The sequence below is a fragment of the Aestuariibaculum sp. YM273 genome (assembly GCF_030908365.1).
Lineage (GTDB): Bacteria > Bacteroidota > Bacteroidia > Flavobacteriales > Flavobacteriaceae > Aestuariibaculum > Aestuariibaculum marinum.
This window is the reverse complement of the sequence record NZ_CP133090.1, coordinates 768,772-784,555: the sequence shown is the minus strand read 5'-3', so window position 1 is coordinate 784,555 and position 15,784 is coordinate 768,772. Positions and strand designations below refer to the sequence as shown.

8 protein-coding genes are annotated in these 15,784 nt (G+C 38.7%); all 8 read left to right on the top strand.

Annotated features, from left to right (window positions below; all coding sequences use genetic code 11):
* Positions 1-25 precede the first annotated feature (25 nt).
* Genes RBH94_RS03425 through RBH94_RS03390 form a run of 8 tightly spaced genes read left to right on the top strand, consistent with a single transcriptional unit; the run spans position 26 to position 15,781 of the window.
* Positions 26-946 (top strand): glycoside hydrolase family 43 protein, encoded by a 921-nt coding sequence (locus RBH94_RS03425; protein WP_307882371.1) that lies wholly within the window; start codon positions 26-28, stop codon positions 944-946.
* Between the two features lie 55 nt (positions 947-1,001).
* Positions 1,002-2,852: an exo-alpha-sialidase gene (locus tag RBH94_RS03420; protein ID WP_307882370.1), complete on the top strand. Its 1,851-nt coding sequence runs from the start codon at positions 1,002-1,004 to the stop codon at positions 2,850-2,852.
* A 1-nt stretch (position 2,853) separates the two neighbouring features.
* Positions 2,854-5,637, top strand: coding sequence for a glycoside hydrolase family 78 protein (locus RBH94_RS03415; RefSeq protein ID WP_307882369.1), 2,784 nt, complete (start codon positions 2,854-2,856; stop codon positions 5,635-5,637).
* Complete coding sequence (locus tag RBH94_RS03410) at positions 5,637-7,061, top strand: acetylxylan esterase (RefSeq protein WP_307882368.1); 1,425 nt, start codon at positions 5,637-5,639, stop codon at positions 7,059-7,061. Before RBH94_RS03415 ends, RBH94_RS03410 begins: the two co-directional genes overlap by 1 nt.
* Positions 7,048-9,507 carry a glycoside hydrolase family 95 protein gene (locus RBH94_RS03405; RefSeq protein ID WP_307882367.1) on the top strand — a complete coding sequence of 820 codons (2,460 nt, stop codon included), beginning with the start codon at positions 7,048-7,050 and terminating at the stop codon, positions 9,505-9,507. The genes RBH94_RS03410 and RBH94_RS03405 overlap by 14 nt, the downstream gene beginning before the upstream one ends.
* Before the next feature lie 17 nt (positions 9,508-9,524).
* Complete coding sequence (locus tag RBH94_RS03400) at positions 9,525-11,060, top strand: glycosyl hydrolase family 65 protein (protein ID WP_307882366.1); 1,536 nt, start codon at positions 9,525-9,527, stop codon at positions 11,058-11,060.
* Between the two features lie 10 nt (positions 11,061-11,070).
* Positions 11,071-13,815, top strand: a complete 2,745-nt coding sequence (locus RBH94_RS03395; RefSeq protein WP_307882365.1) for a glycoside hydrolase family 78 protein — start codon at positions 11,071-11,073, stop codon at positions 13,813-13,815.
* A 40-nt stretch (positions 13,816-13,855) separates the two neighbouring features.
* A complete protein-coding gene (locus RBH94_RS03390; protein ID WP_307882364.1) occupies positions 13,856-15,781 on the top strand; it encodes an exo-alpha-sialidase in 1,926 nt (641 codons plus the stop codon).
* Positions 15,782-15,784 lie beyond the last annotated feature (3 nt).

Genomic DNA, 15,784 nt, shown 5'->3' with positions numbered 1-15,784 from the left:
ATGAGCTTACAACTAAAACTAAAAGATGAAAAAACTGCTGTTCATACTGCTTTTAGCTACGGTATTTAACTGTGCGCCTAAAAAAGGCATTTATCTGTTTACGTCGTTTAGAGAACCGGCAACCGAAGGTCTGTATTTAGCCTACAGCGAAGACGGTTATCATTGGAAAGACCTTAAAGGGCCTTATTTAAATCCTGAAGCTGGAGATAGTAAAATCATGCGCGATCCTTCAATTGTTTGTGGAAAGGATGATACCTATCACATGGTTTGGACTACCGACTGGAAAGGTGGCAATGGTTTTGGTTATGCCAGTTCTAAAGATTTAATCAACTGGAGTGAACAGCAATACATTCCGGTGATGAAACATGAACCAACCGTTGTTAATGTCTGGGCACCTGAAATTTTTTATGACGACGAGCAAGATCAGTACATCATTATTTGGGCATCGACTATTCCTTACCGTTTTGAGAAGGGTGTAGAGGCAGAAGATAATAATCATCGCATGTATTATGTAACGACTAAAGATTTTAAAACCTTTTCAGATACGAAGTTGTTTTTAGATCCTGGTTTTAGCGTGATTGATTGTGTTATTGTTAAGAAAGGTAAAGACGATTATGCTTTAATTATAAAAGATAATACCAGGCCAAGACGCGATATTGAAGTCGGTTTTGGAACCTCGCCAATTGGTCCATTTACAAATATAACGGAACCATTTTCAGGACATTTATCGGAAGGTCCAACGGTGTTAAAATTAAAAAACGACTGGTTGATCTATTACGATAATTACGGAGAGAAAAACTTTAAAGCAGTAAAGACTTCAGATTTTAAAACGTTTGAAGATGTATCTGAGGAAATCAGTTTGCCTGAAGGACACAAACACGGAACCATTACAACTATTTCTCAAAAAGTATTGAATGGTTTAATTGAAGAAAAGAATAAAAAATAAAAATTGTTGTCATGCTGAATTTATTTCAGCATCTCATAAAATAGAAAATAAACACATGAAACGTAATATATTTTTAGCAGTGGCTTTGTTGTTGGCAAGTGGAACGGCAATCGTTTCGGCACAGCAAGACACCATACGTTATGTCGGGAACACATTATCAAATGTCGATTATCATCACGGACAATTGCCTTTGGCTGTTGGGGTGCACGCCACACAGATTATGCGTGCCAGCCGTGAGCATCCAAATAAAGCCGATGGTTTTGGTTGGACGTATAATCACGCCACGAACATGGCGTATTGGAATGGTAAGTTTTACTTAAATTATTTAAGTGACCCTGTCGGGGAGCATATTCCTCCAAGTCAGACGTTTTTAATGCATTCTGAAGATGGAGAAAACTGGAGTTTTCCGGAAGTCGTTTTTCCTATTTACAACATTCCTGATGGTTACACGAAGGAAGGTGTAGAAGGTGTAGCTAAAAATTTAACAGCAACCATGCACCAGCGTATGGGCTTTTTTACGTCTTCAGATAATCGTTTTTTTACTTTGGCGTTTTACGGTATTTCCATGGATGAAAAAGACAGTCCGAATGACGGAAAGGGTATTGGGCGTGTCATTCGTGAAATTTACAAAGATGGTAGTTTAGGACCTATTCACTTTATTCGTTATAACCACGGATGGAACGAATCGAATACTAATTTTCCATTTTATAAAAAGAGCAAAGACAGAGGGTTCAAAAAAGCTTGTGAAGAATTATTATCGCAACCTTTACAAATGCAGCAATGGGTTGAAGAGGCCGATAGAGACGATCCTTTAATTCCGCTTCAAAAGCAATACAAGGCTTTTAGTTATTACCATTTGCCTAACGGAAATGTGGTTGGGTTATGGAAACATGCTTTAACCTCAATCAGTAAAGATGGTGGAAAAAGTTGGGAGTACCGTCCGTTAAGAGCGCCTGGATTTGTAAATAGTAATGCGAAAATCTGGGGACAAAAAACCAGTGACGGACGTTACGCTACAGTTTATAATCCTTCAGAATACCGTTGGCCATTAGCCATTTCGACCAGTGATGATGGTTTAAATTATACCGATTTATTATTGGTTCATGGTGAAATCACACCAATGCGTTATGGCGGAAATTATAAGTCGTATGGCCCACAATATGTTCGTGGTATTACCGAAAATAACGGAACACCTGACGATGGTAAATTATGGGTGAGTTATAGTGTGAATAAAGAAGATATCTGGGTGGCATCGGTTCCGGTTCCAGTAAAGAGTTCTGTTGATAGCGATGTTAACGACGTGTTTAACAATTTAGAAGACGGTAAAGAATTAGACCTTTGGAATGTGTATAATTTATCTTGGGCTTCAGCCGAAATTGAAAAAGCAAATAACCAAAAAACGTTAACCCTTCGTGACCACGATCCGTTTGATTATGCGCGAGTAGATCGTGTGATTCCATTCGCTCAAAAAATGGAAGCAGAATTTACAGTAACGCCTGAGCAAAACGATCACGGGTTACTTCAGGTTGAATTCCAGAATAAAACCGGGTTGCCATCTATTCGTTTGGTATTCGATAACGACGGGATTTTAAAAACTAAAGCAGGGTCACGTTTCAGAACGATTTCAGAATATGAAGCTGGAAAAACCTATACAATTAAGGTGATTTTAGACACAACCTCACGTTCATATACGGTAAGTGTAAATGGAGGCAAAGAATCTCGCCAAATATTTTATGCACCTGCCGATGGTATCGAACGCATCATGTTCCGTACCGGCGAGCAGCGCCATTTTCCAAATCCGGATACACCTGCCGATAGAGAAGATTACGACGATTTACCAAATACCGGTTTACCAATTAAAGAAGCGGTATTTCACATACAATCATTAATCACTAAAAAGCAATAAATTGAAGGTATTAAAAGCTATAGTTTTATTTGTTTTGGTGTTTACAGCCTGTAAACCATCAAACAAGGCATCCGTATTTTTGTCTGATTTAACCTGTGAAATGGCTGAAAACCCATTGGCAGTTGAATCGACTAAACCACGATTGAGCTGGCAGATTAAGGCTCCGGAATTACGCAATGTAACTCAGCAGGCTTATCAGGTTTTAGTGGCGTCTTCCGAAGAAAATTTAAAGAATGATGTTGCCGATATCTGGGATAGCGGAAAGGTAGATTCAGATCAAAGTCAGTTGGTAACTATAGCAAAACCCTTAAATGCTGAAACGAAATACTATTGGAAAGTAAAGGTTTGGATAAACAATAATAAAACTACAGACTGGAGTTCTGTAGCTTTTTTTAGAACAGTGCCAGAAGCTTCAAGTTTAAATCCAACATGGATTGGTGCGGTTACAAAAGCCGATAGCCATTTACCGGAAGGCAGACATTATCATACGGCAATTATAAAAAGATCCAGACGCGATAGCATCATTAATGCGTCCGATTCTTTAGCGCGTAAAAGTATTTTGCTTCGCAAGCCTTTCAATGTTGATAAAACCATTAAAGAAGCAGTGGTTTTTGTGTCAGGTCTTGGTCATTACGAGTTAAGTATTAACGGTGAAAAAATCGGAAATAGTGAGTTTGCGCCATTATGGACTGATTACGATAAATCGGTAAATTATAATACTTACGAAATTCCTTCAGAGTCGTTAAATAAAGGCGATAATGTTGTAGGGGTTTTATTAGGAAACGGAATGTACAATACAGTACAAGGACGCTATACCAAGTTTTTTGTGAGTTTTGGTCCTCCGACTTTATTCTTTAAAATGAAGCTGACTTTTGAAGATGGTTCCGAAACTATTGTAAATTCAGATGAAAGTTGGAAATATAGCCTAAGTCCGATTACTTATAACGGAATGTTTGGTGGCGAAGATTACGATGCGAATTTAGAACAAAACGGATGGAACACGCCAAACTTCGATGCTACGAACTGGAATCCGGTTGTTATTCAGGAAGCACCAAAAGGTGAGTTGAAAGCGCAAATAGCTCCTCCAGTAACCATTCAAAAACAATACGACGTTAAAGAATTTAATGAAGTTGCTCCAAACACCTATGTGTTTAATATGGGGCAAAACCTGTCTGGTTTTCCAACTATTTCTGTAAAAGGAAAACAGGGGCAAACGGTTCGTGTTTGGGTTGGTGAAGGTTTAAAAGAAGATGGAACCATTAGTCAAGGGCGTTCAGGGAAACCATATTACTACGATTATACCCTAAAGGGTGAAGGTACTGAAACCTGGCAGCCTAAATTTAGTTATTATGGTTATCAATATATTCAGATTGAAAATATCAATTATAAAGAAATCAAAGTAGATAGTTTACCCACTTTGGTGGATTTAAAATCGAATTTCATCTATAATTCGGCTGGTGAAATTGGTTCGTTTGATAGTTCAAACGAGATTTTCAATAAGGCACACGAATTGATTAACAATGCTATAAAAAGTAATTTTCAGGCGGTATTAACCGATTGTCCGCATCGTGAGAAATTAGGTTGGTTGGAAGAAGCACATCTTAACGGACCAGGCTTAATGTTTAATTACAATATGAAAGCTTATTTCCCAACCATCATGCGAAATATTGAAGACGCACAACGTGATAATGGTTTAATACCAACTATCGCACCGGAATATGTGGTGTTTGGTGGCGATTTTACCGATTCTCCGGAATGGGGTGCATCAGGAGTTATTTTACCATGGATGTATTACGAATATTATGGTGACGATTCCTTAATTCGTGAGTACTACGACGTGATGAAAAAGTACGTCGATTACCTAACAAGTACATCCGATAATTACATTGTGTCTCATGGTTTAGGTGATTGGTACGATTATGGTGAGCATGCTGCCGGCTACTCTAAAAACAGCCCGATAGCTTTATCGGCGACAAGTCACTACTACTATGCGGCGTACTTGTTTGCAAAAGCAGCTAAGCATTTGAATAAAACCGAAGATATTGCGAAATACGAAGCCTTAACTCAGGATATTAAAACGGCTTATAATAATGAGTTTTTCAATTTAGAAACTAAGCAATACGGTACGGGAAGTCAGTTTAGTAATGCCGTTTCTGTGTTTATGGATATTGTTGAGCCACAGTATAAGCAAGCAGTTATGGACAATTTATTGGCTGATATCAAAAACAGAGGCTACCGCTTAACTACCGGTGATGTTGGTAACCGCTATTTATTTGAAGCCTTGGCAAGAAATGGTGAAAACGAAGCCATGTACCAAATGAATAACCACTATGATACTCCTGGTTACGGGTTTCAGATAAAATTCGGGTTAACCACATTAACAGAACAATGGGATCCAAGAAAAGGGAATTCATGGAACCATTTCATGATGGGACAAATTGAAGAATGGTTTTATACCAGTTTAGCTGGAATTACACCAGATATGGAGTATCCTGGATTTAAACATTTCTTTATTGAGCCAGAAATTGTTGGCGATATGACCTTTGTAAAAGCGAGTTACGAGTCGCTTTACGGTAAGATTGTTTCAGAGTGGCATGTGTCAGATGAAGAAATTACTTTTAAAGTGGAAGTGCCTGCCAATACCACTGCGACTATTACCTTGCCGGTTGATTTGTCAATGCATATTGAAGTGAATGGAAAGGATTTTAAAAAGTCGAATGTAGAGCACAACAGACCAACTTATTTAGTCGGTTCTGGGGTGTATAATATAGTTTGCAAAAAATAATGATGAAATTAAAAAACATAGAGTTTGTTCTGTTTTTTGTAGCATGTTTCATGTTGCCGAAAGGGCATGCGCAAACGTCTGATACGAATTTTAAACAAGCTTTAACCGAAACAGTAAAAACCATTCAGTCTGTATTTCATATTGAAATTATAGATAACGATGGATTACTAAAAGATAAAGAACTCGATTACGCCCAATGGAAAATTGATGCCACCAATCTTGAAGTGACTTTCGCCAATGTGTTGAGTCCATTTAACCTGTCTGCTGTAAAGCAAAGCAACGTTACTTATAAAATTAAGAAGTTTCAATATCATAAGTTAACAGAAGAAAAAGGCGCGGAGCGTCTTAAGTATTTAGAATCTTTAAGTCCTGATTTAGCATCTTGGGAAGCACGTAAATCTGAATTGAAAGCGTGTATGTTTTCAGCTTTCGGATTGGATAAAGCGCCAGTCATGCCCGATTCCAAACCTATTTTAACAAAAAAAAGAAAGTATAAGGGTTACACGGTTGAAAACATTGGTTTAGAAATATTACCGGGTGTTTATGCTACCGGATCGATTTATAAACCACATCCAATGCCTAAAAAGGCAGCTGTAGTTGTGTCGCCTAACGGACATTTTGGTGATGGTCGTTTCCGCGAAAGCGAGCAAATTCGTTGTGCGATGTTGGCAAAAATGGGTGCCATTGTCGTGAATTACGATTTGTTTGCTTGGGATGAATGTCAGTTGCAATTCGATTCAAAATATCATAGAAACAGTATCGCCTCAACTGTTCAGGTGCTAACAGGTATGCGCTTGTTGGATTATGTGTCGACTATAAAACAAGCCGATATGTCTCGCGTAGGTGTTACCGGAGGTTCGGGTGGCGGATCGCAAACGGTATTTTTAGCGGCGCTTGACGATAGAATTACCGTATCGGTACCTGTGGTTATGGTATCGTCTTACCATTCTGGAGGTTGTCCTTGCGAGAGTGGTCGCGGAATTCATTTATGTGGCAAGGGAACCAATAATGTTGAAATAGCTGCCATAGCGGCTCCAAAAGCACAATTGTTAGTTTCCGATGGTGGTGACTGGACGAATAATACACCCGAATTGGAGTATCCTTTTGTGAAACGTATTTATGAATTTTATGGTAAGGAAAACTTAGTTGAAAATGCACATTTTCCAAAAGAAGGACATAATTACAAGGAGTCAAAACGTATGGCGATGTATCCGTTTATGGCGAAATATTTGAAATTGAATTTGAAAAAGGTATCCGATAAAAAAGGAGACATTGATGAATCAACGGTAACTGTTGAACCTTATGAAAACCTTTATGTGTTTGGAAATAACCCTGAAAACTTACCAAAAAACGCCATAAAAGATATTGAAGCATTGTATGAATTGTTTGGAGAAAAAAATGAAAGAGTTTATGAATCGAAATAATATAATATTAAAAAGTCTTGTGTTGGTTTTCCTTTTTGGAATGCTAAAAGTGTCGGGACAAAATGAATTGAAACTTTGGTACGATAAGCCAGCCGAAATCTGGAACGAGGCCTTGCCTTTAGGTAATGGTCGTTTAGGTGCCATGGTTTTTGGAGACCCTGCGGTGGAGCGTTTACAGTTAAACGAAGAAACCATTTGGGCAGGTTCGCCAAACAGTAATGCACACGAAAAAGCGTTGGTGGCTTTGCCAAAAGTACGTCAGTTAATTTTTGAAGGACGCTATAAAGAAGCTCAGGATTTAGCAACATCCGATATCCGATCGCAAACCAATAACGGGATGCCTTACCAAACTTTCGGAAGCGTGTATGTATCGTTTCCTGGGCATCAGAATTACTCCAATTATTACCGCGATTTAAATATTGAAAACGCAACGGCCAAAGTGAAATACACGGTGGATGGTGTTGAGTATACGCGTGAAATTTTAACGGCCTTTGGAGATGATGTTATTGTGGTTAAGTTATCGGCAAACAAACCGGGCATGATTACCTTCAACACCTTTATGAACAGTCCGTTTGATAAAACCTTAACAACCACTGAAGATAATCAAATCACTTTAGCTGGAGAAACAAGCACGGTTGAAGGCACCAGAGGAAAAGTGAAGTTTCAGGGGCGCATGACGGCTAAGCATGATGGCGGACAAGTGTCAGTGAAAAACGGAATTATTAGTGTAGAAAAGGCGAATGAAGTAACACTTTATATTTCTATCGCGACCAATTTTGTAAACTACAAAGATATTTCAGCCGATTATATTGCGAAGAGTAAAGGGTTTTTAGATAAAGCCATCACGAAAGATTTTCAAACCATAAAGGAGGCTCATGTTAAATACTATCAAAAGTTTTTCAATCGAGTGTCTTTAGATTTAGGAAAAAGTAAAGTTGCTAACGATCCAACCGAAATCAGAATTAAGAAATTCGACAGTCAGTTCGATCCGGAATTGGCAGCGTTATATTTTCAATTTGGACGTTATTTGTTAATATCTTGTTCACAACCGGGAGGACAACCAGCAAACTTACAAGGGATCTGGAATGATATGTTATTTCCACCATGGGAAAGTAAATATACCATGAATATTAATGCCGAAATGAATTACTGGCCTTCGGAATTAACAAATCTTTCTGAAATGCACGAGCCGTTTATTCAGCTGGCAAGAGAAGTTGCTGAAACTGGTAAAGAAACCGCAAAAATTATGTACAACGCTAACGGTTGGGTATTGCACCACAATACTGATATCTGGCGTATAACTGGACCAATCGATATGGCGGCATCGGGTATGTGGCCAACAGGTGGAGCCTGGTTATGTCAGGATTTATGGGAGCGTTATTTGTACACGGGAGATACCGAGTATTTAAAGGAGATTTTCCCGATTATGAAAGGGGCAGCACAGTTCTTTTTAGATTTCATGATTACCGATCCTAATTCTGGATATTTAGTGATTGTGCCTTCAAATTCTCCTGAAAACACCCATGGTGGCGAAGATGGAAAATCGACGATTACTGCAGGAACGACTATGGATAATCAGTTAATTTTCGACTTGTTTACAAACATTATGCGTGCCACCGATATCCTTTCAGAAGATAAAGGGTTTGCTAAAGAACTTCAAATAGCTTTAGATAAAATGGCACCAATGCAAATTGGACAATATGGACAATTACAGGAATGGCTAATCGATTGGGACGACCCGGAAGATCATCACCGTCACGTGTCACATTTGTACGGACTATTCCCAAGTAATCAAATTTCACCAAATAGAACACCGGAATTATTTCAGGCGGCTAAAACCTCATTAGAGTTTAGAGGCGACGAATCTACAGGGTGGTCTATGGGCTGGAAAGTGAATTTATGGGCGCGTTTGTTAGATGGCGACCATGCCTACAAGTTATTACAAGATCAGTTGCACTTAGTAACTCCTGAACAGAGAAAGGGAGGAGGAACCTACCCGAATATGTTAGATGCGCATCAACCATTTCAAATTGATGGAAATTTTGGATGTACTGCTGGTATTGCCGAAATGTTAATGCAAAGTCACGAAGGCGCGATTCAGTTATTACCAGCCTTGCCTTCCGTTTGGAAAGAGGGGGCAATAAAAGGATTAAAAACCAGAGGTGGTTACGAACTGGATATGAGCTGGAATAGTAACAGGGTATCGGAATTAAAAATTACAGCTTCAAAAGATGGTAATTGCCGATTACGTTTAGAATCGCCTTTACGAGGAACAGGTTTAAGAAAAGCCAAAGGCAAAAATGATAATCCGTTCTTTTATGAAGTAACCGTAAAAGAACCTATTGTTAATAATTCAGTAAAACTAGAAAAGATAAAACTTCCGAAATATTACGAATACGATGTGCCGATGAAAGCCGGGGAAACCTATACGTTTTACGGTAAATAAAATATAGAGTTATGAACATGAACAAGATAAAATCTTTATTACTGGTATTACCTGTTTTAATCGCAGGATGTAAATCTTCAGAAACGGAATCTGTTTTGAAGGCAGATGATTTTAAGCATTACGCCGATTATTTCAACCGAATGGAAGATGAAAACATCGCCAAAGCCGTGCCAAATGATAGTGCTTGGTCTTGGATGAAAACCAATATTCCATTGTTTGAATGTCCGCAGGATAATTTCGAGGAAATGTATTATTTCCGTTGGTGGAGCTTACGTAAACACATCACCGATACGCCTGAAGGTTATGCGATTACCGAGTTTTTGGTAGATCGTTCGTATGCTGATAAGTATAATTTAATAGCCTGCGCTTTAGGTCATCATATTTATGAATTTCGTTGGGTGCATAACCCGGAATATATCGAACAGAATGTGCATGTTTGGTATCGTGGTAACGAAGGGAAACCAATGAAAAGGTTGCATAAATTTAGTAGCTGGACGGCAGATGCCTTATACAATATGTATCTCGTAAATAAAGATGAAAACTATCTTTTAGACATGTATCCTGATATGGTTTCCGATTATGCCGCCTGGGAAAACGAACGTCAAATACCTAATGGGTTATTTTGGCAGCACGATGTGAAAGACGGTATGGAAGAATCGTTAAGTGGTGGTCGTCATGTACAAAATATGCGTCCAACCATTAACAGTTATATGTATGCCAATGCCAAAGCGTTATCAACAATGGCAAAAATGAAAGGGGACAGTGAACAATCGGTATATTTCGATAAAAAAGCGAAGACTTTAAAAGGTTTGGTTGAAACTAAACTTTGGAATACCGACCATGAATTTTTTGAAACTTTAACCGAGAAAGATACATCATCACAAGTGCGCGAAGCAATCGGGTTTATTCCTTGGTATTTCAATTTACCATCTGAAAATAAAGGTTTCGAAGTGGCTTGGGAGCAGGTAAAAGATGAAGGTGGTTTTTTAGCACCTTACGGATTAACCACTGCCGAGCGCAGACATCCACGTTTTAGAACACATGGCACCGGAACCTGTGAGTGGGATGGGGCGGTTTGGCCATTTGCTTCGGCACAAACGTTAACGGCTATGGCGAATCTTTTAAACAATTACAATCAGGAAGTGGTTGGTAAAGGGGATTATTTCAATCATATGAATTTATATGTAGAGTCGCAATACCACAGAGGACGCCCTTATATTGGAGAGTATTTAGATGAAGTAACCGGATACTGGCTAATGGGAGATCGTGAGCGTAGTTATTACTACAATCATTCAACATTTAACGATTTAATGATTACCGGATTGGTTGGTTTACGTCCGCGTGCCGATGACAAGATTGAAGTAAATCCGTTAATTCCGGAGGACCAATGGGATTGGTTTTGTTTAGATAACGTGTTATATCACGGCGATATAATTACCATTCTTTGGGATAAAACCGGTGAAAAATATAACAAAGGTCAAGGACTAAAAGTATTTAGAAACGGAAAAGAAGTAGCATCTTCAAGTAAATTGGAGAAGGTGATTTCTGAATAAAAGGAAGACAATGAATAAGACATTTATATACATCATATTAGTATTGATTTCATGGGTTTCGGTGGCCCAGAATACCATTCAGGTAACCGATTTGCAATGTGAAATGTTAACCAATCCGTTAGGAATTGATGTGGTACAACCACGATTAAGCTGGCAATTAGAAACAGATGCATCGCAGATTGAACAAACGGCATATCATATTTTGGTGGCATCTTCACCTGAAAAATTAAAAAATAATGAAGCTGATTTATGGGATAGCGGAAAAGTAAATAGTGATACAGCTGTAAATGTTCAATATACAGGAAAACGCTTAGATAGTAAAGACGAAGCCTATTGGAAAGTAAAAGTCTGGACCAATAAAGGGGAAAGTAACTGGAGTGAAACAGCATTGTGGAGCATGGGAATTTTAACCTATGCCGAATGGAAATCAACCCGATGGATAGGCTACAACCAATTATTTCCAGGAGATAGCGTAAGTCAGTTTGCAAAATTGTCAGCGCGCTATATTAGAAAACCCGTCAACTTAAACAGCAAGGTTAAAAATGCCAAGGTTTACATTATGGGGATGGGCTTGTATGAGTTCTACATTAATGGGGAGAAAATTGGAGATCAGGTATTGGCTCCAGTGCCTACCGATTATACTAAAAATGTAAAATACAATGTATTTGATGTGACTTCTAATTTGCAACAGGGCGATAATGTATTGGGCACCATTTTAGGAAACGGACGCTTTTTTGCAATGCGCCAGGAATACAAACCCTATAAGATTAAAAGTTTCGGATTTCCAAAAATGGCGATGCAGTTGGTTATAGAATATGAAGACGGCAGCAAAGAGACTATAAAAACCGATGAAAGCTGGAAATTTACACCATATGGCCCAATCAGAAGTAATAATGAATATGACGGTGAAGTGTATGATGCCCGAAAAGAAATGCCAAACTGGAACAAAGTTGGGTTTGACGATAGCGATTGGTTAAACATGATGTGGGTTCAGGAGCCCGGTGGTTTTTATGAAGGCCAGATGACACCCAATATGAAAATCATGGATGAGGTAAAACCTATTTCTATCTCTTCAACCAACCGAGGAACCTATATTCTGGATATGGGGCAGAATATGGTAGGCTGGTTACAAATAAAAGTAAAAGGAAATCGTGGTGATAAAATTACCATGAAATTTGCTGAATCATTGCAAGACGATGGTTCGCTTTACATAGCCAATTTACGTGACGCTCGAACTACCGACGCCTACATTTTAAAAGGTGAAGGAGAAGAAGTCTGGGAACCAACATTCGTCTTTCATGGGTTTAGATTTGTAGAACTTACAGGCTTTAAATCGAAGCCATCATTAGATCAGTTTTTAGGAAAAGTGGTTTACGATAACATGGAAACCACGGGAACTTTCGAGTGTTCTAACGAAACTATGAACCAGATTTTTAAAAATGCGTTTTGGGGGATTAGCGGAAACTATAAAGGGATGCCAATCGACTGTCCGCAACGTAACGAACGCCAGCCGTGGTTAGGCGATCGTACCACGGGTGCTTACGGTGAAAGTTTTATTTTCGATAATCAAACACTTTATGCAAAATGGTTAGACGATATAAAATATTCCCAAACTTTAGATGGCGGTATTCCCGATGTTGCACCCGCGTTCTGGCGTTATTACGGTGATGGGGTCACCTGGCAAGGTGCTTACATGAAAGTGGCCGATATGTTATACACTCAGTTTGGAGATGAAAAGGTAATTAAAGAACATTATCCATATATGAAAAAATGGCTGCTGTATATGGAAGCCAATTACCTGAAAGATGATTTAATGACCAAAGATAAATACGGCGATTGGTGTGTACCACCGGAATCATTGGAGATTATCCGTTCCAGCGATCCAACCCGATTAACCGATGGTGAAGTGCTGTCTAGTGCGTTTTATTATCACTTGCTTCAAATCATGAAAAAGTTCGCTAGAATTCAAGGGAATAGTGATGCTGATATAGCATATTACGACGCTTTAGCCGAACGCATTAAAAAAGCATTCAATACGAAGTATTTCAACAGAGAAAATTATAGCTATGCCAATAATACGGTAACCGCAAATGTGTTGCCTTTGGCGTTTAATATGGTTCCCGATAATCTTCAGCTAAAGGTTTTTGAGAATATGGTTCATCAAATTGAAGTGGTCAAAGAAGGACATATTAGTACAGGGGTTGTAGGAACACAGTTTTTAATGCGAACCTTAACCGATTTTGGTCGTGGAGATTTAGCTTTTAAACTGGCATCGAATAAAACCTACCCAAGCTGGGGGTATATGGTTGAAAACGGTGCAACTACTATTTGGGAACTGTGGAATGGAAATACTGCCGACCCAAAAATGAATTCACAAAACCACGTGATGCTATTGGGTGATTTAATCATTTGGTATTACGAAAACATGGCGGGTATTAAAAGTAATCCTGAAAAACCAGGGTTTAAAGAAATCATCATGAACCCAGATTTTAAAGCTGGTTTAACTTATGTAAACGCCTCTTATAAATCGATTCACGGCATGATTAAAAGTCACTGGAAACTGAACAGAAATAAGCTTCAGTGGGAGGTGACTGTGCCTGCAAATACTTCGGCGAAAGTGTATGTGCCAACCAGTGAGGCTTCAAAAGTGAAGCTTAATGGGAAAAAAATAGATTCTGAAGTATATCAATCAGAAAATGGCAAGATAGTTTTAAGTCTGAAATCAGGAACTTATACCATTTCAGCGAAGCTATAAAAAAGAGAAAACCAATTGAATAATAGATAATAGAGATAAAATGAAAAAGTTTCAAATAGCTATGGTGCTCTTAGGAAGTATCCTTCTTGGGAGTTGTAAACAACCTGTTGAAAAGAAAATAGCTTTAGAAGATAAAACGTGGCGAGAAGGTATTGTGGTTGACGAATTTATTTATGATAAAGCGCCATATCCGTCTTGTCATGCAGCAACGATAGTCGAAAATACAGACGGCGAACTGGTGGCATCGTGGTTTGGAGGAACGCACGAACGTAATCCTGATGTATGTATTTATGTAAGTAAGCGCAAAAATGGTAAATGGACAGAGGCTGTTGAGGTGGCTAATGGTGTTCAGAATGATACCTTACGCTACCCAACTTGGAACCCGGTGTTGTATCAAATTCCAAATGGAGACTTAATGTTGTTTTATAAAATTGGTCCACATCCATCAACATGGTGGGGGATGTTGAAGCGTTCTTCTGATGGGGGCGAAACCTGGTCTGAAGCCGAAAAATTGCCTGAAGGCTTTTTAGGTCCGATTAAAAACAAACCTGAACTCTTAGAAAATGGTACATTGTTATTGCCATCGAGTGTAGAGGGTAACGGTTGGAATTTGCGCATGGAGTCTACACCAGATTTTGGTAAAACCTGGAACATACAGGATACCTTGCCAAAAGGACCTAACGACATCAATGCAATTCAACCAAGTATTTTATTCCATGACAATGGAAAACTGCAACAAATTGGTAGAACTAGAAACAGACATTTATTTTCTACATGGTCTGAAGATAACGGACAAACCTGGTCGCCTTTAGAGTTGTTAAACATGCCGAATAATAGTTCAGGGACCGATGCGGTAACCATGAAAAACGGTGAACATGCTTTAATTTATAACCATGTTTGGCCTAATGAAGATATGAACAAAAGCTATAGAAGTCCTTTAAATATTGCGACTTCCAAAGATGGAATCAACTGGAATGCCGCTTTAGTGTTGGAAGATTCTAAAATCAGTCAGTATTCGTATCCTTCAATTATTCAAGGGTCAGACGGTATGCTACATTGTGTATACACCTGGAGACGTCAAAAAATAAAGTATGTGAAAATTGATCCTTTACAGTTGGTGACTTTTCCAATTGTTAATGGGGTTTGGCCAGGGCCAACTAAAGAACGTTATAAAGTGGCGGTTTGTGACTGGATGATTTTAAAACGTCAGAAATTAGGTGAGTTCGAGCGTGCTCAAGAAATTGGAGCTGATGCTGTTGAGATGGATATGGGCGGTTTAGGTAATCGCGAAACGTTTGATAGTAAGTTTGTTAATGGTGATACCGCAAGTGTTAGAGTGTGGAACGAAAAAATGGCAGAAACAGGCGTTGGTATTAGTTCTGTTGCCATGTCTGGTTTCTATGGGCAGTCGTTTGCAGAGCGTCCAACGTATAAGAAAATGGTGTCTGATTGTATCGAGGTGATGAAAACATTCGATGTTGAAGTAGCTTATTTGCCACTAGGAACTAAAGGAGATTTAGTGAAACATCCAGAATTACGTCCTGCTATTGTTGAACGATTACGTTGGGCAGGAGAACAGGTCGATAAGATTAACGGCATTATTGCGGTTGAAACCTCTTTATCTGCAGCTGAAGAAAAAGAGTTATTAAAGGAAATAGGAAACAGAAATATTAAAATTGCGTTCAATTTTGCAAACGCTATAAAAAACGGACGCGATATTTCAAAGGAATTAAAAACATTAGGTCGCGATAATATTGGTGAAATTCATGCCTCAAATACTGACGGGCACTGGATTGAAAACGATCCGGCTATCGATCTTCCGAAAATTAAAGAAACCCTTGATAAGATGCATTGGAAAGGTTGGTTGATTGTGGAGCGTTCACGTGATACTACCGATGTTCATAACGTGGTGAAAAACTACGGAGCGAATGTCGCATACCTTAAAAAAGTGTTTCAGGGTGAATAAAAA